Below are 26,087 nucleotides of genomic sequence, written 5' to 3' on the forward strand. Positions count from 1 at the left end.
CCCGGCGAAGATGAGCCATGGCCCACGTCCGCAGCGCCCGCGCTGCACCGGCACCTCGCACCGCGCTCAGCGCGGCCGACCTGGCCGCGGTCGAGCGCCGCCTCGCGGCGACCGACGCGCTGCTCGCGAGCGCCTACCCGGGCGACGACGGCTCGCGCCAGCCGGTGCACACCGTCTACGTCCCAGCCGACCGCTACGACGCGGGCCTGCCCGCCGACTGGGGGGTCGCCGCGCTCGCCGCAGCCGAGGCCGCGGGCGGCCTCGAGTCGCTCGCCGTTCGCGTCGGTCTCGAGCCGGCGCTCGTCGACCACGTCGTGCCGGCAGTGCGCGACAAGCTCGAGCGGGAGCCCATCGAAGACCTCCGTCTCGACTTCGAAGACGGGTACGGCGACCGAGGCGACGAGCAGGAGGACTCCGACACCCGGCGCCTGGCCGAACGCGTCGCCGCGGCCGTCGCGGCAGGCCTCGCGCCGCCGTTCATCGGCGTGCGGATCAAGAGCTTCGAGGCGTCGACGCGGGCGCGCGGCATCCGCACCCTCGATCTCTTCGTGAGCACGCTCGTCGCGCGCGGCGACCTGCCGGGCGGGCTCGAGATCACGCTGCCGAAGGTCTCGACCGTCGCGCAGGTCGAGGCGATGGCCGAGATCACGGCGGCCCTCGAGCGCGCGCACGGGCTGCCCGACGGCCGGCTGCGCTTCGAGGTGCAGGTCGAGACGCCGCAACTGGTGCTCGGCCCCGACGGCGTCTCGCCGCTCGCGCAGCTGCCCGCCGCCGCACCCGGCCGCATCAGCGGGCTGCACTACGGCACCTACGACTACAGCGCGGCGCTGCAGATCTCGGCAGCGAACCAGTCGATGGAGCACCCGGTCGCCGACCACGCGAAGGCGGTCATGCAGCTCGCGGTGGCGGGCACCGGCATCCGGCTCTCCGACGGGTCGACGAACATCCTGCCGATCGGCGACCGGGCCGAGGAGGCGTGGAGGCTCCACGCCCGGCTGGTGCGCCGGTCGCTCGATCGTGGCTTCCCGCAGGGCTGGGACCTGCACGCGCACCAGCTGCCGACCCGGTTCATCGCCACCTACGGGTTCTATCGCGAGGGGTACGCCGCAGCATCCGCTCGCCTCCGCGACTACCTCGCGCACGAGTCCGGCGCCGTGCTCGACGAACCGGCGACGGCACGCGCGCTCGCCGGGTTCGTGCTGCGCGGCGTCGACTGCGGCGCGATCGCCGAAGCCGAGATCGCCGCCGACCTCGGCCTCGATCGGGCCGCCCTCACGAGGCTCGCCCACCCGAAGCTCGCCCCGCCCGCGAACGGCTGAGCGGATGCCCCGGCGCCGCGCCAACGACAAGGAAGCCGCATGAACTACTTCACCCCGCAGGGCGGACTGCCCGCCCAGACCGAACTGCTCACCGACCGCGCGATCGTGACGGAGGCGTACACCGTCATCCCGAAGGGGGTGCTGCGCGACATCGTGACGAGCAATCTGCCGGGCTTCACCGCGACCAGGTCGTGGATCCTCGCCCGGCCGATCGCCGGCTTCGCGACGACCTTCTCGCAGCTGATCGTCGAGATCGCGCCGGGCGGCGGGGCCGAACGGCCCGAGCAGGAGGCCGGCGTCGAAGGCGTCGTCTTCGTCACGAGCGGTGAACTCTCCCTCGTGCTCGAGGGCGAGCCGCACGTGCTGCAGGCCGGCGGCTACGCCTACCTCGCTGCGGGCACCGCCTGGTCGATCGCGAACGCCGGCGTCGGGGCGACGAGCTTCCACTGGATCCGGAAGGCCTACGAGCGGGTCGACGGCATCCCCGCGCCGGCCTCGTTCGTCACCCGCGATCAGGACGTCGAGCCGCGCGAGATGCCGGGCACGAACGGGGCGTGGGCGACGACCCGCTTCGTCGACCCCGACGACCTCGCGCACGACATGCACGTCAACATCGTGACCTTCCAGCCGGGTGGCACGCTGCCGTTCGCGGAGACCCACGTCATGGAGCACGGGCTCTTCGTGCTCGAGGGCAAGGGCGTCTACCGTCTCAACGACGACTGGGTCGAGGTGGAGGCCGGCGACTTCATGTGGCTTCGGGCGTTCTGCCCGCAGGCCTGCTACGCGGGCGGGCCCGGCCCGTTCCGCTACCTGCTCTACAAAGACGTGAACCGGCAGATCCGGCTCTCATGAGTCGCGCGTCCGAGTCGCCCGAGGCGTTCGACCTCGTGATCCGGGGCGAGCGCGTGCTGCTCGGCGACGCGTTCGCGCCGGCGGAGGTCGCGGTGCGCGGCGGCGTCATCGCGCGCATCGCGCCGCTCGGCAGCATGCTCGGCGCAGCGCACATCGCGCAGCTCGCCGCCGACGAGGTGCTGATCCCCGGCCTCGTCGACACGCACGTGCACGTCGACGAGCCCGGTCGCACCGAGTGGGAGGGCTTCGCCTCGGCGACCCGTGCCGCGGCCGCCGGCGGAGTGACGACGATCGTCGACATGCCGCTCAACAGCATCCCGCCCACCACCTCGCTCGCCGCCCTCGAGACGAAACGACGGGCCGCCGAGGGGCGGGTGTTCGTCGACGTCGGCTTCTGGGGCGGCGTCGTGCCGGGCAACCTCGCCGAACTCGGGCCGCTCGTGAACGCGGGGGTCTTCGGGTTCAAGTGCTTCCTGGCGGACTCCGGCGTCGAGGAGTTCGCCGCGGTGACGGCCGACGAGATGCAGGCCGCGATGGCCGTGCTCGCGGCGACGGACTCGCTGCTCCTGGTGCACGCGGAGGACGCACGGCTGATCGAGGCGGCGCCGCATCCGCACAGCACCGGCTACGCCGACTTCCTCGCCTCCCGCCCGCGGGAGGCCGAGGACTCGGCGATCGCCGCCGTCATCGGCGCCGCAGCCCGCACCGGAGTGCGCGCGCACGTGGTGCACCTGAGTTCGGCGGACTCGCTCGGTCGCATCGCGGAGGCCAGGCGCGCCGGGGTGCGGCTCTCGGTCGAGACGTGCCCGCACTACCTCACGCTCGCCGCCGAAGCGGTGCCCGCGGGCGCCACGGTCTTCAAATGCTGCCCGCCGATCCGCGAGGGCGCGAATCGCGACGCCCTCTGGCGCGGGCTCGAAACGGGCGTGATCGACTTCGTCGTCTCCGATCACTCACCGGCGCCGGCGACGGTGAAGGATGCCGGCCACGGGGACTTCGCCGAGGCATGGGGCGGCATCGCCTCGCTCCAGCTCGGGCTGCCCCTGGTCTGGACCGGCGCGCGCGGGCGCGGCATCCCGCTCGAGCGGGTCGTGGAATGGATGTCGGGGGCACCCGCCCGGCGAGCGGGGCTCACCGACAAGGGCCGCATCGTCGAGGGCATGGCGGCGGACCTCGCCGTCTTCGCACCGGACGAGACGTTCACGGTGGATGCCGCGGCGCTCGAGCACCGCCACCCCGTGTGCCCGTACGACGGGATCGGGCTCGTCGGAGTGGTCCGGTCGACCGTGCTCGCGGGGCATCCGATCGACCGTGACGTCCCGCGCGGTCGCCTGCTGCGCTGGGAGCGGGCGAGATGATGAGGCTCGACACGTTCAACGGCCTCGGCCGCGGGTCCGCGATCGACGCGCTCCGCCCCTGCCTCGACGTCACGCGCTGGGTCGAGGCACTCGCCGACGGCCGCCCGTACGACTCGGTCGACGCGCTCGTGGCAGCGGCGGGCGTCGTCGCATCGCCGTTCACCGCCGGGGAGGTCGAGGGCGCGCTCGCGCACCATCCGCCGATCGGCCGGCGACCCGGCGGCGACACCGCCGAGGCGAGGATGTCGCGGGGCGAGCAGGCCGGCGTCGACGCGAGCGATGCCGCCGTCGGTGCGGCGCTGGCAGCGGGCAACCTCGCCTACGAGGAGAAGTTCGGGCGCGTCTTCCTGATCCGCGCCGCCGGCAGGTCGGCGAGCGAGATACTCGACGTACTCGGCGAGCGCCTCGCGCACTCGGCGGCGGAGGAGGACGTGGTCGTCGCCGACGAGTTGCGTCAGATCGCCGTGCTCCGATTGAAGGGACTCGTGACGCCATGACCATCTCCCAGATCACGACGCATGTGCTCGATGCGACCGTCGGCCGCCCCGCCGAGGGGGTTCCGGTCGAGCTGGCCGTGCGCGAGGCATCCGGTTGGGTACTCGTCGGCACCGGCGCCACCGACGCCGACGGCCGCGCGACGGGGCTCGGGCCGGCATCGGTGGCCCCGGGGGAGTACCGCCTGCGATTCGACACCGGTGCCTTCTTCGCCGGGCGGGGCGCCGAGACGTTCTATCCCGAGGTGGTGGTGCACTTCGAGGTCGCCGAAGCGGGTCGGCACGTCCACGTGCCGCTGCTGCTCAGCCCGTTCGCCTATTCGACCTACCGGGGGAGCTAGGAACATGGAAGGAGACGGCATGACCGACCGCAGGATCGTGCTCGGACCGAACCAGTACGGCAAGGCCGAGGTTCGCGTCGTGAAGGTCACCCGCGACACCGACCGCCACGAGATCGACGACCTCAGCGTCACCTCGCAGCTGCGCGGCGACTTCGCCGGGGCGCACACGTCGGGCGACAACGCCCACGTCATCCCGACCGACACGCAGAAGAACACGATCTTCGCGTTCGCGCGCGACGGCGTGGGCCCGCCCGAGGCCTTCCTGCTGCGTCTGGCCGAGCACTTCACCTCCTCGTTCGACTGGGTGAGCGGCGGCCGGTGGGAGGCCGAGCGCTTCGCGTGGCGGCGCATCGAGGTGGGCGGAGCCCCGCACGACCACTCCTTCGTGCGTTCGGGCGAGGAGACGCGCACTGCCCTCGTGGTCGCCGACGGCGACGATCGGCACGTGCTCGGCGGGCTGAAGGGGCTCACGGTGCTGAAGACGACGCAGTCGGGCTTCGAGGGCTTTCCGAGCGACCGGTACACGACCCTGCAGGAGACGGACGACCGGATCCTCGCCACGGAGGTCGCGGCGCGCTGGCGCTACGTCGGCGCCGACGTCGACTACGACGCCGTCTACGACAGCGTGCGCGCACTGCTGCTCGAGGCGTTCGCCGCGAGGTACTCGGCCGCCCTGCAGGCGACGTTGTTCGAGATGGGCTCCAGCGTGCTCGAGGTGCATCCCGAGATCGTCGAGATCCGGTTCTCGATGCCGAACAAGCACCACTTCGTCGTCGACCTCAGCGCCTTCGGGCTCGACAACCCCAACGAGGTGTTCTACGCCGCCGACCGGCCCTACGGGCTCATCGAGGCCACGGTCATGCGCGAAGGGCTCGCAGCGGCACCCGCCGCCTGGGAGGGCATCGCCGGGTTCTGCTGAGTGCGGGCATCGCGGCGCGCGGATGTCTCGACGAGCCCTGCCGGCGGGCGATACCGTCGAGCCATGCGCACCGATGCACGTCAGCCGCCCGTCGCCGCCGGGTCTGCCGCGGCGACCGCGGCGATCGAGCTCGCGAACGCCGCCGATGCGCAGGCGGGCGTCCGGACGCGGCCGGCGACCGGACTCGAGGTCGACCGGGTGCTCGCGCTGTTCGAGGCGACCTGGGGAGCCGGGCGAGGGCCCGACCGCTCGATGCTGCAGGCGATCGCGCACGCGGGCAACACGATGCTCCTCGCGGTGCCGGCCCCCGAGACGCTCGCCTCGCCCGCTCCGCGGCCCGCGGAGGGGGCGATCCTCGGCGCGACCCTCGGGTTCCTCGGCTGGGAGGGCGGCGTGCACCTGCACTCGCACATGAACGCCGTCGACCCCGTCGCGCGCGGCCGTGGCATCGGCCTCGCCCTGAAGCTGCGACAGCGCGCGATCTGCCTCGAGCACGGCATCGACGAGATCCGCTGGACCTACGACCCGCTCATCCGCCGCAACGCGCGCATGAACCTCGTGCGGCTCGGCGCGGAGGTCGCGGCCTTCCGCCCGGACTTCTACGGGCGACTCGACGACGCCATCACGGGCGCCGACCGCAGCGACCGCTTCGAGGTGCGGTGGCGCCTGGCATCCGCGCGCACGGCGCGTGCGCTCGACCGACGACCGCAGCCCGCGTGGTCGGTGCGCGGCGGCTTCGCGCTCGTCGCCGACTTCGAGGCGCTTCGAGCGGATGCCCCGGCCGATGCCGCCCGGCTGCGCGAGCGTTCGCACGAGGCGTTCGCCGCGCTCGCCGGTTCGGGGCTGCGGCCGGAGCTCGACGCGGCCGGCGACTACGTCTTCACGAACGACGACCCCGACCGGGAGGCCGAATGACACCCACGACCCCGACCCCGACCCGCGCCCCGGCGCCCCGCATCGAGGCGATCGAGCTGCATCGCATCGAGGTGCCGCTCGTGCGCCCGTTCGAGACGAGCTTCGGCCGCGAGACGGTGCGCGAGGCGCTGCTCGTTCGCGTGCGCACCGACGCGGGCGACGGCTGGGGCGAGTGCGTCGCCGGTCGCGATCCGTTCTACTCCGCCGAGTACGTCGGGGGAGCGGCATCCGTCATCGAGCGCTACCTCGCGCCGGCGCTGCTCGACGCGAGGGCCGTCGGCGCGACCCGCGTGAGTCCGGCCCGAGCGGACGATCCCCGGGCGGTGGGCGTTCCGCTCGCGGCATCCGTCGCGCCGGTGCTCGCCTTCGTCGCCGGCCACCGCATGGCGAAGGGGGCCGTCGAGGCGGCGGTGCTCGACGCCGAGCTGCGCGCGCAGGGGCGCTCCATGGGCGAGGCGTTCGGCGCCGTGCGCGACTGGGTCGACTGCGGCGTCTCGGTGGGGATCGCCCCGACGCTCGAGGAGCTGCTCGACGAGGTGGCGGGCTACGTCGAGGAGGGCTACCGGCGCATCAAGCTGAAGATCAAGCCGGGATGGGACGTCGTGCCGGTCGGGGCGGTGCGCGAACTGCTCGGCCGCGACGGGCTGCTGCAGGTCGACGCGAACACGGCGTACACGGCCGACGACATCCCGCTGCTCGCGAGCCTCGACGCGTTCGGGCTGCTGCTCATCGAGCAGCCCTTCGCCGAGGAGGATCTCGCGACGCACGCGCTGCTCGCGAGCGCGTGCGAGACGCCCGTGTGCCTCGACGAGTCGATCCTCGACGCGGCGACGGCGGTCGACGCGATCGAACGGGGCGCGACCTCCGTCGTCAACATCAAGCCGGGCCGCATGGGCGGCTACCTCGAGGCGCTGCGGGTGCACGACGCCTGCCGCATCCTCGACGTGCCCGTGTGGTGCGGCGGCATGCTCGAGACCGGCATCGGCCGGGCCGCGAACGTCGCGCTCGCGGCGCTGCCGGGCTTCGTGCTGCCCGGCGACACCTCGGCCTCGTCGCGCTACTACGCCGACGACGTCACCGAGCCGTTCGTGCTCGGCACCGGCGAGCACCGCGGGCAGTTGCGGGTTCCGGAGGCTCCGGGCACGGGGGTCACCGTGCGCGAGGACCTCGTGCGCGAGTGGGCGAGCGCGCCGCCGATCACGCTCACGCGCTGACCGATCGCGGGAACCTCCGCCCGGGTCACTCGTCGACGAGGGCGAGCGCGCGTTCGCCGATCGCCGCAGTGGATGACGCGCGCCGCGGGTCGTCGTCGATCGCGAACCAGGTCGACGAGAGTGCGCACCACGCGACGAGCCACCGCGCGAGCCTCGCCCGCTCGATGCCGCTCGCCTCGACGACCACGCCGAACTGCCGTTCGAGGCGGCCGGGGCGCAGCGCCCGTTCGGGCGAGGGGTTGCAGAGCAGGTTGGCGTAGTCGAAGCCGGCTTCGCCCACGAGCCCCTTCGGATCGATCGCGAGCCAGCCGCGCGCGCCGAAGTCGAGCACGTTGCCGTGGTGCAGGTCGCCGTGCAGCACGACCGGGTCGCGCGGGTCGTCGAGGAGCCCGCCCGCGACGTCGGCACCGCGGCGGTGCAGCGTTCCGAGCCCGTCGGCCGCCGCGAAGAGCTCGCGGAACCACGTCGGCAGATCGACGAGCTCCGGCGGGTCGTCGCGGTCGAGCACGAGTGCGGATGCCGCGTGGATCTGGCCGGCCGCCGCGCAGATGGTGCGGGTGGCCTCGTCGTCGCGGCCCTCGGCGACCATGCGCACGAGGTCGCGGGTGCCGGTCGCGCGCTCGAGGAGCAGGGCTTCGCCGCTGTGCGCGAGCACCCGCGCGGCGCCGTGGCCGTCGAGGGCGACGAGGAGTTCGGCGCCGCGCTCCTCCTCGTCGAGGTGCGCGAGCTTCAGCATCGCCGGCTCGCCGTCGCTCGTCCGCACGGGGATGAGCCGGCTCGACGCCGTCGTCCGCGGGTCGCCGTCGGGGCGCAGCCGCCAGTGCCGCAGCCATGCGGCATCGCCGGCGAATCCGGGGTTCACCGGTCCGAGGTCGCTCACTGGCGATTCCACTCCCTGCCGGCCCACGGGTCGTAGTCGATCTCGAGCGGCTCCTGCTCGGGCCGCTGCGGCTCGGGCACGTGCTGCAGGTTCACCCGGATGCGGTACCAGAGCGACGAACTGCCGCGCATGCCGTCGACGAGCACGTCGGCGGGGTGGAGGAGCGCCACGACCTCGGAGTGCCGCGCCTTCCATCGCTCGAGACCCTCGAGCGCCTCGGGCTTGGTCTCGGCGCGGGCGATCTCGATGAGCGGCATCGTCGACGCGCGACGCCCCGAGCCGTCGGAGGACTTGGGCGGCTTCTCGGCCGGGCCGAGCTCCTCGGCGAGCGCGAGCAGTCCGTCGAGGCTGCCGACGGCGTCGTCGATGCCGGCCGCCGGGTCGCCGCGCTCGGCGAAGCGCTCGATCACGGTCGCCACGGTGAACCGCTCGGGGTGGCTGCCGCGCACCTCGCTCCAGTCGAGCGGCGTCGACACCCGGGCGTCGGGCAGCGGGCGGATCGAGTACGCCGAGGCGACGGTGCGGTCCTTCGCGTTCTGGTTGAAGTCGACGAACACGCTCTCGCCGCGCTCCTCCTTCCACCACCTCGCCGAGGCCATGCCCGGTGCCCGGTTCTCGACCTCGCGGGCGAGGGTCTCGGCGGCGAGTCGCACCTCGCGGTAGTCCCACTTCGGTTCGATGCGCACGTTGATGTGCAGGCCGCGGGAGCCGGAGGTCTTCGGCCAGCCGACGAGTCCGTGGTCGGCGAGCACCTCGCGGGCGATCATCGCCACGTCGACGATCTGCGCCCACTCCACGCCCGGCATGGGGTCGAGGTCGACGCGCAGCTCGTCGGGATGGTCGAGGTCCTCGGCCCGCACCGGGTGCGGATTGAGGTCGAGGCATCCGAGGTTCACGACCCAGGCGAGCGCGGCGGCGTCGCGGATCACCACCTCTTCGGCCGAGTTGCCCGAGGCGTAGTGCAGCGTCGCGGTGTCGATCCAGTCGGGCCGCTTCTCGGGGGCGCGCTTCTGGAAGAAGGCCTCCTGGTCGATGCCCTTCACGAAGCGCTTCAACACCATCGGCCGCCCGCCGGCGCCGCGCAGGGCGCCCTCGGCGACGGCGAGGTAGTACCGCACGACGTCGAGCTTCGTGATGCCGGGCCCCGGGAACACGATCTTGTCGGGGCTGCTGATGCGCACCTCGCGGTCGTCGATCTGCAGCACCTCGGCCGTCGACGCCTTCGGGCTCACGCTCCCCACCCTAGGCCGGGGCGGCCCCGAATGGGAGGGCATGCCTCACGCGGATGCCGCGGTCGCCGTTGCCGTCGCCGCGGCTGCGGCAGCAGCCGCCCGGGCGTACCGGCGCGGCGTCTCGCCGATCACCGCGCGGAACTGCCGCGTGAAGTGCGCCTGATCGGCGAAGCCGAGCGAGGCGGCGAGCTCGGCGAGCGACGGCGGCTCGGCGGTCACGAGCGCCTGCGAAGCCTCCTGCATGCGATAGCGCCCGATGAGCCACTTCGGTGTGAGGCCGAGGCGGCCGCGAACGAGCCGCTCGAGCGCGCGAAGGCTCAGACCGGACGCCGCGGCGAGTTCGTCGGCCCGAACGATCGAGCGGTCGGTCTCGGCCAGTTCCACGACTCGTCGCAGCAGCGCGGCGTCGTCGTCGAGCTCGATGCGCTGGGCGCGGAGCCACGCCTCGAACCCGGCGATGGCGGATGCCTCGTCGCCGGCCCCGATCGCCGTGCGCACCTGCTCGGCGAAGTCGGAGGCATCCGTCGCCCGCAGCGCATCGAGCGAGACCGACGAGCCGACGATCTCGCGCACGGGGCCGGGCGCGAGGCGGTGTGCGACGCCGGGCTGCAGCAGCACGCCGAACGCCCAGCCCTCGCCCTCGAGGCGCTGACGGCTGCGCCCGAGCTCCGGTCCGTAGAGCGCGGCCGCGTGCGGCTCGACGACGAGGTTCGCCGACGGGTAGTCGAGCACGCCCTGCTCGACGACGATGCCGGGCGGCAGCCGCCAGCGGGGGATCCAGATGTGGCGCACGAGGCCTTCGAGGTCGGCGCTGACGGCGTGACGGGCGAGTCGCACGGGCGCGCCGTCGACGGTCGCCTGCGCAGCGGCATCGCCCGCCAGCGGCGCGATGCCGGGTTCGCCGTGCCGGGCGGCGAGCACGCCCTTCGTGGCGGCGCCGGCGCGCGAGCGCCAGTAGTTCTCACCGGTCTGCATGCGCCCAGTCTGCCGAGAGCCACCGACGTGCCGCACTGCGCCGAGGGCGTCGCGTTTGTGCAAGACGCGGGTGCCGGGGCATCCGTAGCGTTCATCTCGACCACCCGGAACCCAGCACAGGAGGACCCCATGACCGACTTCGAGATGACCCTGTTCGTCGCCGCCGAGCCCGACCGTGTGTGGGAGGCGATCACCGGCGAGGAGGGCAGCCGCGCCGTGATGTGGGGCTCGGCGCTGCAGGGCGAGCTCGTGCCCGGCGCGCGCTACGAGTACGTGGGGCCGGGGCAGGACGGCGACGAGACCGTGCACGTCTACGGCGAGGTGCTGCAGGCGGAGCCGGGCGCGATCCTGCAGCTCACCGAGCACCCCGGGCCCACCTATCGCGAGAACCACGCCGAGCTCCGCAGCCGCATGACCTGGCGTCTCGAGCCGGCAGGGGAGTCGCTCACGAAGCTGACGTTCACGAACGACGAGTGGAGCGAAGGGCACCCGGCCGAGGCCGAGACCTCCGACACGTGGCCGCTCGTGCTGTCGAGCTTCAAGTCGTGGGTCGAGACCGGCCGCGCGTTGCCGTTCCCTTCGTGACCGCGCGCGGAGTAGGTTGAGGCCACCACCGGTCGGCGAAGGAGACACCATGGGCAGAGCACCCGCGTTCCGGATCGTGCGCTGGGAGCTCAAGGTGCTCTACATCGTCGTCGCGTGGATCGTCGCGTACGCGTTCACCGACCTGCTCCGTGCGCTCGGCACGCCCGCCGTGGCGCTCGAGGTCGTGAACACGCTCGTGAACCTCGCGGCGTTCGCCTTCGCGGTGCGGATCTTCCGAGGACAGGATGAACCGATCGACCCGCCGCGGGCCTGGTGGCGCATGACGGCGTGGCCGACGCTCAGCCGCCGGCTCGGCATCCTCTTCGCCGTGTTCGCGGCGTCGGGCCTGATCTTCATCGTCCTCGAGGTCGCCGGCGTCGACGTCGGCACCGCCGCGGTGCCGTACGGGGTCACCGGCTCGATCACCATGACGTTGCAGTTCGCACTGCTCGCGTTCCTCTACCTGAACTCGGCGGTGCGCATGGCGCGCCTCGGCATCGCGAAGCCCCAGCACCTGCACCCGACGATCCGCTTGACGTGACCGGGCGCGCCCGCCTGCGCACTCAGCCCGGCCGGCCCGCCCCTCGCGACGGCAGTCGCGTGGCGACCCGCCCGGGGTGACCCGCGAGGAACCGCATCGACAGGCCGGCGACGAGCGACCCGAGGCCGCCCTGCAGGAGGTCTTCGAGCGTGTCCGAGTAGCCCGTCAGAATATCGGGGTCGAGGTAGGTGCGCCCGAACCACTCGAAGAACTCCCAGAGCACGCCGAGCGAGAGCCCGAGCACCGTGACCATCAGCGCGGCCGAGCGCACCGGGTGCGGGAGCGTCTCGGCGTCGGCGATCAGACGCAACCGCACGAGCACGACGTAGAGCATCGCCGCGACGACGCCGTTGGTGAAGAAGTGCATCGGGATGTCCCACCATCGCGTCGTGTGGAAGAGCCCGAGCACGCTGCTCCACGTCGAGACGAGCACCGCCGTGCCGAAGAGGAGGTCGAAGGCCGGCCGCACCCGGAGCAGCCGGGGGACCAGCATCGCGGCCGACGCCGCCACGAAGCTCAGCCCCGAGAGCGGTCCCCACCCGACGCCCGCCACGACGATGCTGAGCACGCCGAGCACTCGGAGCGCGTCCGCGACGATCTCGGCCGGTCCTTCGGGGCGCCGCAGCGAGGTGCGGTTCATGCCCTCAGACTAGATCGTCGGGCGGGCCGCGTGGCGGAGCACGGCCTGCATCGGTTCATGGTCGGATGCCGCCCGGCCGTCGAATCTCGCTGCGTTGACCGCGGCACTGCGCACGTCGACCCGTGCGCCGACGAGGATGAGATCGATTCGTCTGCCGCCCCGCCTCGGCGCGCGGTAGTTCGAGAAGGTGCCCCACGGCGGCGTCAGGCGCTCGGACGCGGCGTCCCAGGCATCCCGCAGCCCCCCGTCCGCCGTCAGCCGACGGTGGACGGCGGATTCGGGGCCGGCGTTGACGTCACCGGTCACGACGACCGCCGCGTCGGGCTCCGCCGATTCCGCGCGCTGCACGAGGTCGAGGATCATCGTCGCCGACGCGATCCTCGACCGCCACGAGAGGTGATCGAGGTGCGTGTTGAAGGCGAGCAGCCTCGCCCCGGTCGCCGTGTCGGTGAACTCGGCCGACACGACGATGCGCCGGGTGAGGTTTCCGAACGACCGCGAGCCGGGCGCATCCGGAGTCGCGGAGAGGGCCCGCTGGCGCCACCCGGTCAGGTCGAGCCGGTCGGCGTCGTAGAAGATCGCGCAGTGCTCGTCCCCGCCCGTGGCGCTGCGGCCGCGACCGACCCGTCGATACCGCGGTCCGAGGGCGCCCGCGACCGCGTCGACCTGGTCGGCGAGCGCCTCCTGCACGCCGAGGAGGGTCGGCTGCTCGGCCCGCAGCAGACGCCGCACGAGCGGCGCACGCGCATCCCAGCGGTCGGGACTCCCCGGCAGCGCGGTGGTGCGCCGCCGGACGTTGAACGTCATGACGTGCACGTCGGGTGCGCTCACCGGTCCGATCAGCGCGGCATCGGTCATGCGCCCAGCGTACGCATCCGCAGTGCACGGGCGGGGACCCTCCGTGCGAACGGATGCCCCGCCCCGATGCCGCGTCGCTAGGATCGCCGCATGGCTGATGACGCGGTGAAGCAGGCTCAGGAGGCCGCTGCGGCAGCGGCCGAGGCGGCGAAGGCGCTGCAGGCGCAGGCCGAGGAGGCGATGCGCAAGGCCGAGGAGGCCGCCGCGCTCGCGAAGGCCGCCGCCGCGGCCGCGACGACGGCGACGACGACGGATGCCGCGGTGCCCGAGACGGTGCCGGCATCGACGGCGCCCGCCGCCGCAGCGGCCGCCGCGGAGGCATCCGGCCCGCTCGACCGGACCCAGGTCGATGCGATCCGCGCCGGATACGAGCTGGACGGCGCCGCCCTCGAGATCGGCGCCCTCGTCAACGGCGAGGCGCTGCCCGACGTGCCGGTGCGGATTCCGCTCGCCATGACGAACCGGCACGGACTCGTCGCCGGCGCGACCGGCACGGGCAAGACCCGCACGCTGCAGGTACTCGCCGAGCAGCTGTCGGCGCACGGCGTGGCCGTCTTCGCCGCCGACATCAAGGGCGACCTCTCGGGTGTCGCGACGCCGGGCGAGGGCAACGAGAAGCTGCTCGCGCGCACGGCCGGCATCGGCCAGGAGTGGAGCCCCGCGAGCTTCCCGACCGAGTTCTACTCGCTCGGCGGCGTCGGCCGGGGCGTGCCCATCCGCGCGACGATCTCGGGCTTCGGCCCGCTGCTGCTCTCGAAGGCGCTCGGGCTGAACGAGACGCAGGAGTCGAGCCTCGGACTCGTCTTCCACTACGCGAACAACAACAATCTCGCCCTGCTCGACCTCGAAGACCTGCGCGCCGTGCTCGCCTACCTGGTCAGCGACGAGGGCAAGCCCGAGCTCGAGGGGCTCGGCGGTCTGTCGAAGGCGACGGTCGGCGTGATCCTGCGCGAACTCATCACCTTCGCCGATCAGGGCGCCGACGTCTTCTTCGGCGAGCCCGAGATCGACACGGCCGAGTTCCTGCGCGTTGCCGCCGACGGCCGCGGCGTCATCAGCCTGCTCGAGGTGCCGGGCGTCGCCGACAAGCCGGCGCTCTACTCGACGTTCCTCATGTGGCTGCTCGCCGACCTGTTCACCGACCTGCCGGAGGTCGGCGACCTCGACCAGCCCAAGCTCGTCTTCTTCTTCGACGAGGCGCACCTGCTCTTCGCGGATGCCTCGAAGGACTTCCTCGCGCAGATCACGCAGACCGTGCGGCTCATCCGCTCGAAGGGCGTCGGCGTCTTCTTCGTGACGCAGACGCCGAAGGACGTGCCCGCCGACGTGCTCGCCCAGCTCGGTTCGCGCGTGCAGCACCAGCTGCGCGCCTTCACGCCCGACGACGCCAAGGCGCTGCGCGCGACCGTCTCGACCTACCCGAGGTCGGGCTACGACCTCGAGGAGGCCCTCACCCAGCTCGGCACCGGCGAGGCGATCGTCACGGTCATGAACGAGAAGGGCGCGCCGAGCCCCGTCGCGTGGACGCGGCTCCGCGCCCCGCAGGCGTCGATGTCGCCGTCGCCCGATGCCGTGATCGACGCCGCGGTCGCCGCGTCGCCCCTCATGGCGAAGTACGGCACCGGCATCGACCGCGAGTCGGCGCACGAGCTCCTGACCAAGAAGCTCGCGGATGCCGCGGCGAAGGTCGACGCCGAGGAGGCCGCAGCGGCGAAGGCGAAGGCCGACGCCGAGTTCGAGAAGATGCAGGCGAAGATCCAGGCGGATGCCGCGAAGGCCGACAAGAAAGCGCAGGCGGAGTACGACCGGCTCATGAAGCAGACCTCGACGACCTCGCGATCGCGCGCATCGCGGTCGAAGGAGAAGTCGGCGCTCGAGCAGGTGCTCGGCTCGAAGACGACGCAGAACGTGCTGACGAGCGTCATCACCGGCATCTTCGGCATGGCGAAGCGCCGCTGAGCGCACCGCCCGGGTTCACCGGCCGTGTCGCCGCCGTGCGGGAGGATGGACGGGTGCCAGAGATCCGCCCGTACCGCACCGCCGACCGCGATCAGCTCGCCCGGATCTGCCTGCTGACGGCGGCCGCCGGCGGAGACGCCACCGGGGTCTACTCCGACGACGCGCTCATGCCCGAGGTGTTCGCGCTGCCCTACGTCGAGTACGCGCCCGAGCTCGCCTTCGTCGTCGCCGACGGCGATCGGGTGCTCGGCTACGTGATCGGCGTGGCCGACACCGCCGCCTTCGTCGAGTGGTGGAAGCAGAACTGGGCGCCGGGGTTCGCAGCGAGGCATCCGTCACCCGGTGAGCCGACGGGTCGAGATCCCGAGTTCACGGAGGCCCAGCTGATCGAGGCGGGCACCGCGCCCGAGCGCCTGCTCATCGACGAGCTGGCCGAGTACCCGGCCCACCTGCACATCGACCTGCTGCCCGAGCTGCAGGGGCAGGGCTTCGGGCGCCGTCTCATCGACACGTTGCGACGGGCGCTCGCAGCGCGAGGCGTGCCGGCGGTGCACCTCGGCATGGACGCCGCGAACACCGGCGCCAGGGCCTTCTACGACCGACTCGGATTCCACGAGCTTCCGTCGAGCCGTCCGGGTTCGCCGCTGCTCGGCATCGCGACGAGCGACGCGGCCGACCCGGGCGGTGCGGCGACCGGCGGCGGCGCAGCAGTCAGCGAGTGAGCGAACGCCGCTCGAACCAGTAGAGCAGGCGCGGGTTCGCCTCGCGCAGCTCGGAGAGGGTCATCGGTTCGGATCCGACGGTCTCCTCGACGCCCAGCATCTCCGCCACCCGGTTCATCGTGCGTTCGTCCCAGAACCGACCGCGCATGCGGAACGCGCCCCTGCCGGTGCGTTCGACCACGAAGAGCTCCTGCGTGGTGTCGAGGCTGTTCGCCCGGTAGAGCTGCACGCGCAGCACCCCGGCGACATCGCGTGCGGCGACGGTCGAGACGCCGCCGAAGAACCCCCGCTCGACGATGCCGTAGCGGCTGATCGACGCGTTGGCGCGGCGGTAGCCGATCCACGCGACGAGGATCACGGCCAGCACGGTCGCCGCGGTCACCGCGACGAGGCGCCATGCGTCGCTCGAGTCCATCAGCCAGACCTCGGCGGCGAGCACCGGGAGTGCGAGTGCGGCGATCGGCAGTCCGACACTTCGCCCGAGAGTGCGGCGTGGCCTCAGGGTGATCACCCTGAGGCCCTCGCCCCCTGCTGCCGCCGCCTCGATGGAGGAGCCCCCTGCGTCCCCACTCCTCGTTTCCATCGCTGCCGCTGACATCTCTCACATCATGCGCGTGGCTGCGGATTCGCGCCATTCCGCATTAATGAGGACACGGGTCGGGCCGGGCGAGTCGCGGGCCGGAGCAGCGGCCGGAACGTCAGCCGGAAAACGAAGAACGGCCCCGACGTATCGGGGCCGTTCTGTCCGCGGAGGATGGGGGATTCGAACCCCCGAGGGCTTGCACCCAACACGCTTTCCAAGCGTGCGCCATAGGCCACTAGGCGAATCCTCCCGGGGACTCCCCACGCACCCGCCAGAGCCCGGCTGCCCTTGCTGCGTTTCCGCCCTGGGGGAGTTGACCTGGATGACGCCACGTGAGGAGCCGGAGACAGTCTACCCGAGCCCGAGCGGGTGTCTTGACCGCGGCCGGTTCAGCGAGCGGGATGCCTCGGCCAGGCTGGCCGAAGAGGCCCGAGCGGGTGTCTTGACCGCGGCCGGTTCAGCGAGCGGGATGCCTCGGCCAGGCTGGCCGAAGAGGCCCGAGCGGGTGTCTTGACCGCGGCCGGTTCAGCGAGCGGATGCCTCGGCGGCACGGACCGCACGCGCCGCGAGGTAGGCCTCGAACGCCTCGCGACTCGTCTTGGCGGGCGTGTAGCCGAGCACCGCCTTCAGCCGGGAGTTGTCGAGCACCGGGCGGTAGCGCAGGAACCCGACGCGCTCGGGGCCGTGCACCGTGAGCCTGACGGCGTGCCCGACGCGCAGCGCCAATGCGAGCACCGACGGCGGCACCGTGATCGTGCGCTTGCCGAGTGCGCCCGCGATCTCGTCGACGGTCATCCGGCCGTCGCCCGCGACGTTGAACGCGCCCGTGACCTCGCCCGTCGCCGCGCGCACGATCGCGCCGACGACGTCGTCGACCCAGACGAAGACGAACGGGCTGTCGGAGCCGCGGATCGCGAGGATGCGCGGGCCGTCCCAGAGCGCCGTGATCTGGTTCGCCACGGTCGGGCCGAGGATCGTGCCGATGCGCAGCACCGCCTGACCGACCTCGGGATGCGCGAGCCGGTACGCGGCGAGCATCTCCTCGACGAGGCGCTTGTGCCGCGAGTAGCTGAACTCCTCGTTGCCGCGGATGCCGTCGGTCTCGACGAGCCACTCGGGGTTGTCGGCGTGGTAGCCGTAAGCCGCACCCGACGACGAGACCACGATGCGCCGCACCCCGAAGGCGACGGCGGCGTCGAGCACGTTTCGGGTGCCCTCGACGTCGACGCGGTACTCGACGTCTTCGCCGAGGCCCCCGGGGTTCACGATCGCGGCGAGGTGCACGATCGTGTCGATGCGGTGGTCGCGCACCACGGCGGCGACGTTCGCGGCATCCGTCACGTCGCAAGGCTCGAACGCCACGCCCGCGGGCAGCGCCGCAGGTGTGCGCACGTCGCCGGCGACCACGAGTTCGACGTCGGGATGCCCCGCGAGCGCACGCACCGCGCTGGATCCGAGGAACCCGGCACCGCCGGTGACGAGCACGCGCCTCATGCCGTGGGCTCGGCTTCGCTCGCCACGGCGCCCGAGCGAGCCGGGTCGGACGAGGACGACGCTGCCGCGGCATCCACTCGCTTCGAATGCCGGGCCCAGAGGGTCGCGACCGTCAGGCCCGCGACGATGTCCCAGATGCCCCACCAGCCGGCGACGACGGCCATGCCGCCGAGCCCGCCGAAGAACGCGAAGACGAGGCCGAGGCCGAGCCCCGCGTTGCGGATGCCGACCTCGAAGGTGATCGCCTTGCGGTCGCGCACGCCGAGGCCGCCGATGCGGGCGCTCGCGTAGCCGAGTCCGAGCGCCACGGCGTCGTGCAGGAACACCGCGAGCAGCACGACCCCGATGAACGCCATGAAGATCGCCCAGTTGCCGATGAGCGCCGCCGCGATGAAGCCCACGAGGCCGATGAGGCTCACCCAGCGCGCATACGGCTGCACCTTCGCCGCGAAGCGCGGGAGTCGCGCGCGGATCAGGAGCCCGGCGAAGAACGGCACGCCGATGATGAGGAAGATCTCGATGAGCATCTGCCAGCCGTTGAGGCTCACCTCGCGCACGAGTTCGCCCGCGGTCGGGTGCAGGCCGCCCCAGAACGCGAGGCTGATCGGCAGCAGGAAGATGTAGACGACGTTCGAGACGGCCGTCATCGACACCGAGAGCGCCACGTTGCCGCCCGAGCGGTAGGTCAGCACCTGGGAGATGTTGCCCGGCGGGCAGCACGCCACGAGGATCATGCCGAGCGCGATCGACGCCTGGACGTTCAGGAGCAGGGTCAGGCCGAAGGTGACGGCCGGCAGCAGGATGATCTGCGCCGCGAGCGCGATGATCATCGCCTTCGGCGCCTTGGCGACGGCCTTGAAATCGGATGGCGCGGTGTCGAGCGCGATGCCGAACATGATGAGGCCGAGCACCACGTTCAATGCGATGAGCGAGCCCGGCGTGAAGTTCAGGACGACGTCGTCGATGTTCATGCGGTGCCGCTTTCGGTCTGGATGGTCGGGTCTGAGGCCGTCGTCGCATTCGTGCTCGCCGTGACGAGGCCGGAGGGGAGGAGCGGGCCGCGCTCGGAGGTCGGCGGCAGCGTGCCGAGCAGTCGCTTCACGGTGCGCCGGTACGCGTCCTTGTTGACGTAGTACGACATGCGGTCGAGACCGAGGTAGTCGTAGCCGCCGGTCAGGTCGGGCCACGGGGCATCCGCTCGCTGCCGGAAGCGCGCGGCGGCCTCTGGGGCGTCGTCGGCGGCGGCGAGGTAGGCGGCGATGAGCTCGGCCTGCTCGTAGCGGCCCTGCCAGCCGATGCCCGACGCCTCGATCATGCCGAGCACGAAGAGGCCGTTGAACGAGGGCGGGAAGACGTTCATGAAGAGCGACGGGGAGGCGCCCTCCCAGTTCAAGTGGGTGCGCTCCACGAAGGGGTAGTCGAGGTGGTACCCCGTCGCGAGCATGATCAGGTCGTAGTCGCCCGAGGATCCGTCGGAGAAGTGCACCGTGCGCCCGTCGAAGCGGGCGATGTCGGGCACGACCCGCAGGTCGCCCTGGCCGAGGTGGTTCAGCACCATGGTGTTCACGATCGGGTGCGACTCGTAGATCTTGTAGTCGGGCTTCGGGAACCCGAACCTCACGGGGTCGCCCGTGAACGCCCGCAGCACGCGCGTGTCGATGAACTGCTTGATGCGCGCCGGCAGTGGGCGGCCCTGGTTCAGCGTGTCCGACGGGCGGCCGAAGAGGTAGCGGGGCACGAAGTAGTACCCGCGCCGCACGCTCAGGTCGACGGATGCCGCGTGGTGCACGGCATCGACCGCGATGTCGCACCCGGAGTTGCCGGCCCCGATGATGAGCACGCGCCTGCCGTCGAACACCTTCGCCGACTTGTACGCGCTCGTGTGCATGATCTCGCCGTCGAACGAACCCGCGAAGCCGGGAACGTTGGGCTCGGCGAGCGTGCCGTTGGCGAGGATCACGCCCGAGTAGTCGCCCGTGATGGTCTCGCCGTCGGCGGTGACGGCGGTGACGCGCCAGCGCGGCGCGCCGGGCTCCGCGCCGCCCTCGGGAGCGGGCAGCGGCGAGACATCCGTCACCCGCGTCTCGAAGCGGAACCGCTCGCGCAGTCCGAACGCGTCGGCGTAGGTGCGGAAGTACTCGAGCAGCTCGCGGTGGCTCGGGTAGTCGGCGGTCGAGGCCATGGGGAACTCGGCGAACTCGGTCGTCGTGCGACTCGAGATGAGGTGCGCGGACTCGTACATGGTCGATCGCGGGTTGTCGATATTCCAGAGGCCGCCGACGTCGGGGCCGGCCTCGAATCCGTCGAAGGGGATGCCGGCGCGGCTGAGTGCTCGCGCACCGGCGAGGCCGGATGGGCCCGCTCCGATGAGGGCGATGTGGTTCACGGGTGGGTGTCTCTGTTCGGGTCGCACCGCTGGGGGAGTCGGCACGGCACGTCGATGTGCCCGAACAGCATAAGCGAAGACTGCTCGGGTTTCGCGCGCGGTGCGTGGCCGGGCGCGACCATAGGCTGGGGTGACGACGAACGAGGGGGATCTCAGTGGATGCAGGGCTCGTGAAACTGGCGGCGGAGGCGTACGTGTACGGCTTCCCGATCGTGTTCGACCTCGAGCAGGTGAACCGCTACGTGACGACCGGCGTGGGCGGGAACCCCGCGGCGTCGTTCAACACGTTCAGCCATGCGCGTGCTCTCACGACGGCCGAAGACACCTTCGTCTCGATCAACAACGACACCGTCTACTCGATGGCTTCGATCGACCTGAGCGTCGGGCCGGTGCTGCTGAGCGTGCCGGACACTGCCGGCCGATACTACGTGCTGCAGTTCGTCGACGCGTGGACGAACAACTTCGCCTACGTGGGCAAGCGCGCCACGGGCACCGGCGCCCGCGACTTCCTGCTGCTGCCGCCCGGCTGGGAGGGCGAGGCCGATGACGCCGGCGATGCGATCGCGATCCGCTTCCCGACCCGCATCGCCTCCATCGTCGGGCGCTGGGCGTGCGACGGCACCGACGATCTGCCCGCGGTGCACGCGCTGCAGGACGCGACGACGCTCACACCCTTGCGCCGCTCGCTCGTGCCGCCCGTCGGGCTCCCCGAGACCGAGGCCGGGCTGACCGAGGCGCTCGACTTCTTCGAACGGTACCGGGCGTATTCGCAGGCCTTCCCGCCGACGGAGCGGGATGCCGCGCTGCAGGCGTCGTTCGCCCCGCTCGGGCTCACCGGCTCGGAGCCCGTCGCGTCGCTCGACGACGAGGTGAAGACCGTGCTCGAGGCCGGCTTCGCCGAGGGCAGGGCGCTGCTCGAGAAGATCCTGCACTCGGGCAGCAGCCCGGTCGTGAACGGCTGGACGCTGACCTACCACGTCTTCGACTACAACCTCGACTTCTTCGAGGTCGGTACCATCGACGACCCCGCGTGGAAGATCGCCGACCCGAAGGTGCGCATCGCGCAGCGTGCCGCCGGAGCGCTCGGCGGGCTCTGGGGCAACCACGCCTACGAGGCCGCCTACGTCATGACCTACGTCGACGCGGCGGGCGAGCCGCTCGACGGCTCGCACTCGTACACGCTGCGGCTGTCGCCGACGCCGCCGGTCGGTGCGTTCTGGTCGCTCACGATGTACAGCGTGCCGGACTTCTACCTCGTGGCCAACGAGATCGACCGGTACTCGATCGGCGACCGCACGGCCGGCGTCGTACGCGACGCCGATGGCGGCATCACGATCACGATGAGCGCCGCCCGCCCCGCCGACCCGGCGGCGGCCGCGAATTGGCTGCCGGCGCCGACCGGGGCGTTCCGCCCGCTCCTGCGCATGTACATGCCCGACGAGTCCGTGATCGACGGCACCTACGTACTGCCCGCGATCGAGCGCTCGGCGTAGTTCCGCCCGAGCGCTGCCGTGGTCATCCGCACGGCGGATGGGCCGGCCGTGACGATCCGACCACGGTACGACGTCGGCGGTACCGGCAGCCGATGTGCGGGGCCTCGCGGTTTCCTAACGTGGAGACAGTGCCCCGATCCACTTCACACGTCTCCCCGTCCGCTTCGACCTGGCTCCGCCACCCGGCTGCCGCCGCGCTCCGCCTCGGCGGTGCCGGCCTGGTGCTGCTCGCCCTCGGCATGATGTGGGCGTCCCGCATCGTCTTCCCGGGCAACACCTACGTCAGCGGGCTGGGTGCTGCGGGGGAGATCACGTCAGTCGCCTTCAACGTGTCGCTCGCGATGGTCGCGCTCGGCGGCGCGGCGTCGGCCGTCGGCCTCTGGGGCCTTCGCAGCGGGCGGGGCCTCTTCGGGGCATGGGCGGTGAGCACGAGCCTCCTCGCCGCGAGCGCGATGTTCGGGGTCGGGGCGGCGGTGCCGTGCAGCACCGGCTGCCCGATCCCGCTCACGCCCGGCGCGGCCCCGCAGGATCTCGTGCACACCACGGCCGCGGTGCTCGGCTTCGCGCTCGCCGGAGTCGCGATCATCCAGACCCTCCGGTTCGGCCGGGTCTACGCGTCACTCGCCGTGCCGAGCCTCGTGCTGGTGATCGCGGCGGCAGCCGCCGGAGGCATCCTCTCGCTCGCGGGCGTCGCCACCGGGCTGGGCGGATGGCTCGAACTCATCGCGACCACCTCGGCGCTCATCTGGCTGACGGCCGTGTCGCTGGCGACCCAGCACCGGATCACGACCGCATCCGTGCTCCATCGATCGATGGCGGATTCCCAGACCCCGGACACCGCGCGCCCAATAGGCTGGACGGGTGGCGCACCGCATCTACATCTGCTCGGCTGAGGGCAACACGGGCAAGTCCACCGTGGCGCTCGGCACCCTCGACACGCTGACCCACCGGGCGACCAGGGTCGGCGTGTTCCGGCCGATCGCTCGATCGACCGCCGAACGCGACTACGTGCTCGAGCTGCTGCTCGCCCACGAGGGCGTCGTGCCGATCCCGTACGACGACGCGGTCGGCGTCGGCTACGACGACGTGCACGCCGATCCCGAGGGCGCGCTGGCGACCATCGTGAGCCGGTTCAAGGCCGTTGAAGACCGGTGCGACGCGGTCGTCATCATCGGCTCCGACTTCACGGATGTCGGCAGCCCCACCGAACTCGCCTACAACGCGCGCATCGCCGCGAACCTCGGCGCCCCGGTGCTGCTCGTGCTCGGCGGCCGGGTCGGCCAGGGGCAGGGGCGCAGCCGGTCGGAACGGCTCGGCTACTCCGACGCGCGCAGCCCCGAAGAGCTCGCACAGCTCACCGAGCTCGCCGTCGAGGAGCTCGAGCGCGAGCACGCGACACTGCTCGGCATCGTCGCGAACCGCGCCGACCCCGAGCGGCTCCCCGAGATCGTCGAGGCCGTGGCGTCGGCCGCGCGGCCGAACAGCATGTCGGCCGCCGCCGGGCGCGCCGAGGCATCCGTCGCCACCTGGGCGATCCCCGAAGACCCGTACCTCGTCGCCCCCTCGATGCGCGCCATCATGGACGCCGTCGACGGCACCCTGCACGCGGGCGACCCCGAACTGCTGAACCGCGAGGCGCTCGGCGTCATCGTCGCGGCGATGTCGATGGAGAACGTGCTCACCCACCTCACCGAGGGCGCCGTGGTCGTCGTTCCCGGTGACCGCAGCGAGGTGCTGCTCGGGGTGCTCACCGCGCACTCGAGCGCGACCTTCCCGTCGCTGTCGGGCATCGTCCTGAACGGCGGCATCCCGATCGCCGAGCAGGTCGACCGGCTCGTCGACGGGCTGAAGGCCGGGCTGCCGATCATCCGCACCGAGCTCTCGAGCTACGACACGGCGCTCGCGATCACGCACACGCGCGGCCGGCTCGCCGCCGAGTCGCAGCGCAAGCGCGACACGGCGCTCGCCCTCTTCGAGAAGCACATCGACGGCCAGGCGCTGCTCGACCTGCTCGAGGTCGCCCGTCCCGAGGTCGTGACGCCCCTCATGTTCGAGTACGACCTGCTCGAGCGGGCCCGGCAGCAGCGAAAGCGCATCGTGCTGCCCGAGGGATACGACGACCGGGTGCTGCGCGCCGCCGCGACGCTGCTCGCCCGCGACGTGGCCGACCTCACGATCCTCGGCGAGGAGATCGAGGTGCGCTCGCGCGCCATCGGCCTCGGCCTCGACATCTCGAAGGCCGAGGTGCTCTCGAACCACGACTTCGTGCACGTCGCCCGGTTCGCCGAGGAGTACCAGCGGCGGCGCGCGCACAAGGGCGTCACGCTCGAGCAGGCGCGCGAGACCGTGCAAGACGTCTCGTACTTCGGCACGATGATGGTCGAGCTCGGCCTCGCCGACGGCATGGTCTCGGGTGCGGCGCACACGACGGCGCACACCATCCGGCCCTCGTTCGAGGTGATCAAGACGAAGCCCGGAGTCGACGTCGTCTCGAGCGTGTTCCTCATGGCACTCGCCGACCGGGTGCTCGTCTACGGCGACTGCGCGATCGTGCCCGACCCGACCGCCGAGCAGCTCGCCGACATCGCGATCTCGTCGGCGGCGACGGCGACGCAGTTCGGCATCGAGCCGCGCATCGCCATGCTCTCGTACTCCACGGGCGAGTCCGGTTCGGGCGTCGACGTCGACAAGGTGCGTCGGGCGACCGAGCTCGTGCGCGAGCGGGCGCCGCAGCTCGCGGTCGAGGGGCCGATCCAGTACGACGCGGCCGCAGATGCCGCGGTCGCCCGCACGAAACTGCCCGAGTCGGATGTCGCGGGGCGGGCGACGGTCTTCATCTTCCCCGACCTCAACACGGGCAACAACACATACAAGGCGGTGCAGCGCTCCTCGGGCGCCGTCGCCATCGGGCCGGTGCTGCAGGGCCTGCGCAAGCCCATCAACGACCTCTCGCGTGGCGCGCTCGTGCAGGACATCGTCAACACCGTGGCGATCACGGCGATCCAGGGAGCAGACCCGTCATGAGCGTCGTGCTCGTCGTGAACTCGGGATCTTCGTCGCTGAAGTACCAGCTCATCGAGGTGGAGTCGTCGGAGACGCTCGCGAGCGGGCTCGTCGAGCGCATCGGCCGGGGGGTCGGGCACGCGAGGCACCGTCACGAGGGGCCCGAGAACAGCAGCCTCGGTTCGACGTGGGATGCGGCCGTTGAGGTGGCCGATCACGAGGCCGCGTTCGCGGTGATGCTCGAGGCGTTCGCCGCGCACGGCCCGTCGCTCGAGGTGCACGCGCCGATCGCCGTCGGCCACCGGGTCGTGCAGGGCGGTGCCCGGTTCTTCGAACCGACCGTCATCACGCCGCTCGTGAAGATCAACATCGACGAGCTCTCGGCGCTCGCGCCGCTGCACAACCCCGCGAACCTCGAGGGCATCGAGGCGGCGCAGCGGGCGTTCCCCGACGTGCCGCACGTCGCGGTGTTCGACACCGCGTTCCACCAGACGATGCCGCCGGCCGCGTACACGTACGCGATCGATCGAGAGCTCGCGGCGAAGCACCGCATCCGCCGCTACGGCTTCCACGGCACCTCGCACCGGTTCGTCTCGCGGGCTGCGGCGGCCTTCCTCGAGCGCCCGGTCGAGGAGCTGCGCATGATCGTGCTGCACCTCGGCAACGGGGCATCCGCCTGCGCGGTCGCCGAGGGCCGCTCGGTCGAGACGAGCATGGGCATGACGCCGCTCGAGGGCCTCGTCATGGGCACCCGATCGGGCGACATCGACCCGGCGGTGCTGCTGCACCTCGAGCGCCGGGCAGGGCTCGACGCCGACGGTCTCGATCGGCTGCTGAACTCGCAGAGCGGCATCCTGGGCCTCAGCGGCCACGCCGACATGCGCGACCTCGTCGCCGCGCAGGCGGCGGGCGATGAGGCGTCCGCGCTCGCGCTCGACGTCTACGCGCACCGGGTGCGCTCCTACGTCGGGGCGTACGCCGCCCAGCTCGGCCGGGTCGACGCGATCGTCTTCACGGCGGGCGTCGGCGAGAACTCGCCCGAGGTGCGCGCGATGTCGCTCGCCGGGCTCGAGGGCTTCGGCGTCGAGCTCGACGCCGAGCGAAACCGGGTGCGGGGCTCCGAGGGTCGTCGCATCTCGACGGATGCCTCGAAGACCGCCGTGCTCGTCGTGCCGACGAATGAAGAGCTCGAGATCGCGCGCCAGACGCTGGAGCTCGTCGGCGCCTGAGACGTCGGCGATGCGACCCCGGGGGAGCCGGTCCGCGGCGACATGCGAATATCCACAAGAACTGTTGTGCAATGGTTCTTGTGGAACTATGCTGA

General features: G+C 72.0%; 25 protein-coding genes, 1 tRNA gene and 1 other RNA gene. 16 read left to right on the forward strand and 11 right to left on the reverse strand.

The features are described from left to right. The first annotated feature begins 17 nt into the window (after window positions 1–17). The 8 genes from BUR99_RS00205 (at window position 18) to menC (ending at window position 7,412) form a co-directional block, all read left to right on the forward strand. The gene (locus BUR99_RS00205) at window positions 18–1,319 is read left to right on the forward strand and encodes a DUF6986 family protein (RefSeq protein ID WP_074258409.1); all 1,302 of its coding nucleotides are present in this window, start codon (window positions 18–20) and stop codon (window positions 1,317–1,319) included. 39 nt (window positions 1,320–1,358) lie between these two features. Further along, the gene (locus BUR99_RS00210) at window positions 1,359–2,171 is read left to right on the forward strand and encodes a bifunctional allantoicase/(S)-ureidoglycine aminohydrolase (protein WP_074258410.1); all 813 of its coding nucleotides are present in this window, start codon (window positions 1,359–1,361) and stop codon (window positions 2,169–2,171) included. After that, entirely contained in the window at window positions 2,168–3,529 is a 1,362-nt protein-coding gene (allB, locus tag BUR99_RS00215; RefSeq protein WP_074258411.1) for an allantoinase AllB, read from the forward strand. The genes BUR99_RS00210 and allB overlap by 4 nt, the downstream gene beginning before the upstream one ends. Continuing rightward, a complete protein-coding gene (gene uraD, locus BUR99_RS00220) occupies window positions 3,529–4,026 on the forward strand; it encodes a 2-oxo-4-hydroxy-4-carboxy-5-ureidoimidazoline decarboxylase (RefSeq protein ID WP_074258412.1) in 498 nt (165 codons plus the stop codon). Before allB ends, uraD begins: the two co-directional genes overlap by 1 nt. Further along, window positions 4,023–4,364 (forward strand): hydroxyisourate hydrolase, encoded by a 342-nt coding sequence (uraH, locus tag BUR99_RS00225; RefSeq protein ID WP_074258413.1) that lies wholly within the window; start codon window positions 4,023–4,025, stop codon window positions 4,362–4,364. The genes uraD and uraH overlap by 4 nt, the downstream gene beginning before the upstream one ends. 19 nt (window positions 4,365–4,383) lie before the next feature. Further along, complete coding sequence (gene pucL / locus BUR99_RS00230) at window positions 4,384–5,283, forward strand: factor-independent urate hydroxylase (RefSeq protein ID WP_074258414.1); 900 nt, start codon at window positions 4,384–4,386, stop codon at window positions 5,281–5,283. A gap of 63 nt (window positions 5,284–5,346) precedes the next feature. Further along, window positions 5,347–6,198 carry a hypothetical protein gene (locus tag BUR99_RS00235; protein WP_074258415.1) on the forward strand — a complete coding sequence of 284 codons (852 nt, stop codon included), beginning with the start codon at window positions 5,347–5,349 and terminating at the stop codon, window positions 6,196–6,198. Beyond that, the gene (gene menC, locus BUR99_RS00240) at window positions 6,195–7,412 is read left to right on the forward strand and encodes an o-succinylbenzoate synthase (RefSeq protein WP_074258416.1); all 1,218 of its coding nucleotides are present in this window, start codon (window positions 6,195–6,197) and stop codon (window positions 7,410–7,412) included. Before BUR99_RS00235 ends, menC begins: the two co-directional genes overlap by 4 nt. 25 nt (window positions 7,413–7,437) lie before the next feature. Here the strand turns inward: menC and BUR99_RS00245 are convergent, their stop codons facing one another. The 3 genes from BUR99_RS00245 to BUR99_RS00255 are packed head-to-tail and all read right to left on the reverse strand — an operon-like array spanning window position 7,438 to window position 10,499. After that, the gene (locus tag BUR99_RS00245; protein ID WP_234980696.1) at window positions 7,438–8,292 is read right to left on the reverse strand and encodes an aminoglycoside phosphotransferase family protein; all 855 of its coding nucleotides are present in this window, start codon (window positions 8,290–8,292) and stop codon (window positions 7,438–7,440) included. Beyond that, window positions 8,289–9,524 carry a non-homologous end-joining DNA ligase gene (ligD, locus tag BUR99_RS00250; protein ID WP_074259365.1) on the reverse strand — a complete coding sequence of 412 codons (1,236 nt, stop codon included), beginning with the start codon at window positions 9,522–9,524 and terminating at the stop codon, window positions 8,289–8,291. Before ligD ends, BUR99_RS00245 begins: the two co-directional genes overlap by 4 nt. Before the next feature lie 45 nt (window positions 9,525–9,569). After that, complete coding sequence (locus BUR99_RS00255) at window positions 9,570–10,499, reverse strand: helix-turn-helix domain-containing protein (protein ID WP_074258417.1); 930 nt, start codon at window positions 10,497–10,499, stop codon at window positions 9,570–9,572. A gap of 129 nt (window positions 10,500–10,628) precedes the next feature. On the opposite strand from BUR99_RS00255, the gene BUR99_RS00260 reads away from it, so the two are divergent. Further along, window positions 10,629–11,084: an SRPBCC domain-containing protein gene (locus tag BUR99_RS00260; RefSeq protein WP_200802639.1), complete on the forward strand. Its 456-nt coding sequence runs from the start codon at window positions 10,629–10,631 to the stop codon at window positions 11,082–11,084. Between the two features lie 49 nt (window positions 11,085–11,133). Next, window positions 11,134–11,625 (forward strand): hypothetical protein, encoded by a 492-nt coding sequence (locus BUR99_RS00265; protein ID WP_074258418.1) that lies wholly within the window; start codon window positions 11,134–11,136, stop codon window positions 11,623–11,625. 22 nt (window positions 11,626–11,647) lie between these two features. On the opposite strand, the gene BUR99_RS00270 is transcribed toward BUR99_RS00265, so the two are convergent. Then, window positions 11,648–12,265 (reverse strand): DUF2238 domain-containing protein, encoded by a 618-nt coding sequence (locus BUR99_RS00270; protein ID WP_074258419.1) that lies wholly within the window; start codon window positions 12,263–12,265, stop codon window positions 11,648–11,650. 9 nt (window positions 12,266–12,274) lie between these two features. Further along, on the reverse strand, window positions 12,275–13,123 hold the full coding sequence (locus tag BUR99_RS00275; protein WP_074258420.1) for an endonuclease/exonuclease/phosphatase family protein: 849 nt from the start codon (window positions 13,121–13,123) through the stop codon (window positions 12,275–12,277). Window positions 13,124–13,213: 90 nt separating this feature from the next. Here BUR99_RS00275 and BUR99_RS00280 point away from each other — a divergent pair, with 90 nt between their 5' ends. Then, window positions 13,214–15,082 (forward strand): helicase HerA-like domain-containing protein, encoded by a 1,869-nt coding sequence (locus tag BUR99_RS00280; RefSeq protein ID WP_074258421.1) that lies wholly within the window; start codon window positions 13,214–13,216, stop codon window positions 15,080–15,082. 53 nt (window positions 15,083–15,135) lie between these two features. Beyond that, complete coding sequence (locus BUR99_RS00285; protein WP_074258422.1) at window positions 15,136–15,804, forward strand: GNAT family N-acetyltransferase; 669 nt, start codon at window positions 15,136–15,138, stop codon at window positions 15,802–15,804. Here the strand turns inward: BUR99_RS00285 and BUR99_RS00290 are convergent. The 6 genes from BUR99_RS00290 to BUR99_RS00315 all read right to left on the reverse strand — a co-directional run bounded on the left by BUR99_RS00290 (window position 15,794) and on the right by BUR99_RS00315 (window position 20,267). Further along, window positions 15,794–16,315 (reverse strand): hypothetical protein, encoded by a 522-nt coding sequence (locus BUR99_RS00290; protein WP_074258423.1) that lies wholly within the window; start codon window positions 16,313–16,315, stop codon window positions 15,794–15,796. The genes BUR99_RS00285 and BUR99_RS00290 overlap by 11 nt on opposite strands. Window positions 16,316–16,552: 237 nt before the next feature. Then, window positions 16,553–16,637 (reverse strand) — tRNA-Ser (locus BUR99_RS00295). Beyond that, window positions 16,636–16,732: signal recognition particle sRNA small type (ffs, locus tag BUR99_RS00300), an RNA gene on the reverse strand. The genes BUR99_RS00295 and ffs overlap by 2 nt, the downstream gene beginning before the upstream one ends. A 180-nt stretch (window positions 16,733–16,912) precedes the next feature. After that, window positions 16,913–17,881 (reverse strand): NAD-dependent epimerase/dehydratase family protein, encoded by a 969-nt coding sequence (locus BUR99_RS00305; protein ID WP_074258424.1) that lies wholly within the window; start codon window positions 17,879–17,881, stop codon window positions 16,913–16,915. Continuing rightward, window positions 17,878–18,852 carry a bile acid:sodium symporter family protein gene (locus BUR99_RS00310; RefSeq protein WP_074258425.1) on the reverse strand — a complete coding sequence of 325 codons (975 nt, stop codon included), beginning with the start codon at window positions 18,850–18,852 and terminating at the stop codon, window positions 17,878–17,880. The genes BUR99_RS00305 and BUR99_RS00310 overlap by 4 nt, the downstream gene beginning before the upstream one ends. After that, entirely contained in the window at window positions 18,849–20,267 is a 1,419-nt protein-coding gene (locus BUR99_RS00315; RefSeq protein ID WP_084183480.1) for a flavin-containing monooxygenase, read from the reverse strand. Before BUR99_RS00315 ends, BUR99_RS00310 begins: the two co-directional genes overlap by 4 nt. Before the next feature lie 155 nt (window positions 20,268–20,422). Here BUR99_RS00315 and BUR99_RS00320 point away from each other — a divergent pair, with 155 nt between their 5' ends. The 4 genes from BUR99_RS00320 to BUR99_RS00335 all read left to right on the forward strand — a co-directional run bounded on the left by BUR99_RS00320 (window position 20,423) and on the right by BUR99_RS00335 (window position 25,992). Continuing rightward, window positions 20,423–21,760 carry a DUF1254 domain-containing protein gene (locus BUR99_RS00320; RefSeq protein WP_143231305.1) on the forward strand — a complete coding sequence of 446 codons (1,338 nt, stop codon included), beginning with the start codon at window positions 20,423–20,425 and terminating at the stop codon, window positions 21,758–21,760. Window positions 21,761–21,888: 128 nt separating this feature from the next. After that, on the forward strand, window positions 21,889–22,653 hold the full coding sequence (locus BUR99_RS00325) for a DUF998 domain-containing protein (protein ID WP_074258427.1): 765 nt from the start codon (window positions 21,889–21,891) through the stop codon (window positions 22,651–22,653). After that, complete coding sequence (gene pta / locus BUR99_RS00330; RefSeq protein ID WP_074258428.1) at window positions 22,622–24,784, forward strand: phosphate acetyltransferase; 2,163 nt, start codon at window positions 22,622–22,624, stop codon at window positions 24,782–24,784. The genes BUR99_RS00325 and pta overlap by 32 nt, the downstream gene beginning before the upstream one ends. Then, complete coding sequence (locus BUR99_RS00335; RefSeq protein ID WP_074258429.1) at window positions 24,781–25,992, forward strand: acetate/propionate family kinase; 1,212 nt, start codon at window positions 24,781–24,783, stop codon at window positions 25,990–25,992. Before pta ends, BUR99_RS00335 begins: the two co-directional genes overlap by 4 nt. Window positions 25,993–26,087: the final 95 nt, after the last annotated feature.

Source organism: Agromyces cerinus subsp. cerinus (assembly GCF_900142065.1).
GTDB classification, from domain to species: Bacteria; Actinomycetota; Actinomycetes; order Actinomycetales; family Microbacteriaceae; genus Agromyces; species Agromyces cerinus.

Excerpts from the sequence above, each read along its gene's own strand:
- BUR99_RS00205 (WP_074258409.1), top strand. The coding sequence starts at position 18 with ATGGCCCACGTCCGCAGCGCCCGCGCTGCACCGGCACCTCGCACCGCG.
- BUR99_RS00210 (WP_074258410.1), top strand. The coding sequence starts at position 1,359 with ATGAACTACTTCACCCCGCAGGGCGGACTGCCCGCCCAGACCGAACTG.
- allB (WP_074258411.1), top strand. The coding sequence starts at position 2,168 with ATGAGTCGCGCGTCCGAGTCGCCCGAGGCGTTCGACCTCGTGATCCGG.
- uraD (WP_074258412.1), top strand. The coding sequence starts at position 3,529 with ATGAGGCTCGACACGTTCAACGGCCTCGGCCGCGGGTCCGCGATCGAC.
- uraH (WP_074258413.1), top strand. The coding sequence starts at position 4,023 with ATGACCATCTCCCAGATCACGACGCATGTGCTCGATGCGACCGTCGGC.
- pucL (WP_074258414.1), top strand. The coding sequence starts at position 4,384 with ATGACCGACCGCAGGATCGTGCTCGGACCGAACCAGTACGGCAAGGCC.
- BUR99_RS00235 (WP_074258415.1), top strand. The coding sequence starts at position 5,347 with ATGCGCACCGATGCACGTCAGCCGCCCGTCGCCGCCGGGTCTGCCGCG.
- menC (WP_074258416.1), top strand. The coding sequence starts at position 6,195 with ATGACACCCACGACCCCGACCCCGACCCGCGCCCCGGCGCCCCGCATC.
- BUR99_RS00255 (WP_074258417.1), bottom strand. The coding sequence starts at position 10,499 with ATGCAGACCGGTGAGAACTACTGGCGCTCGCGCGCCGGCGCCGCCACG.
- BUR99_RS00260 (WP_200802639.1), top strand. The coding sequence starts at position 10,629 with ATGACCGACTTCGAGATGACCCTGTTCGTCGCCGCCGAGCCCGACCGT.
- BUR99_RS00265 (WP_074258418.1), top strand. The coding sequence starts at position 11,134 with ATGGGCAGAGCACCCGCGTTCCGGATCGTGCGCTGGGAGCTCAAGGTG.
- BUR99_RS00270 (WP_074258419.1), bottom strand. The coding sequence starts at position 12,265 with ATGAACCGCACCTCGCTGCGGCGCCCCGAAGGACCGGCCGAGATCGTC.
- BUR99_RS00275 (WP_074258420.1), bottom strand. The coding sequence starts at position 13,123 with ATGACCGATGCCGCGCTGATCGGACCGGTGAGCGCACCCGACGTGCAC.
- BUR99_RS00280 (WP_074258421.1), top strand. The coding sequence starts at position 13,214 with ATGGCTGATGACGCGGTGAAGCAGGCTCAGGAGGCCGCTGCGGCAGCG.
- BUR99_RS00305 (WP_074258424.1), bottom strand. The coding sequence starts at position 17,881 with ATGAGGCGCGTGCTCGTCACCGGCGGTGCCGGGTTCCTCGGATCCAGC.
- BUR99_RS00310 (WP_074258425.1), bottom strand. The coding sequence starts at position 18,852 with ATGAACATCGACGACGTCGTCCTGAACTTCACGCCGGGCTCGCTCATC.
- BUR99_RS00335 (WP_074258429.1), top strand. The coding sequence starts at position 24,781 with ATGAGCGTCGTGCTCGTCGTGAACTCGGGATCTTCGTCGCTGAAGTAC.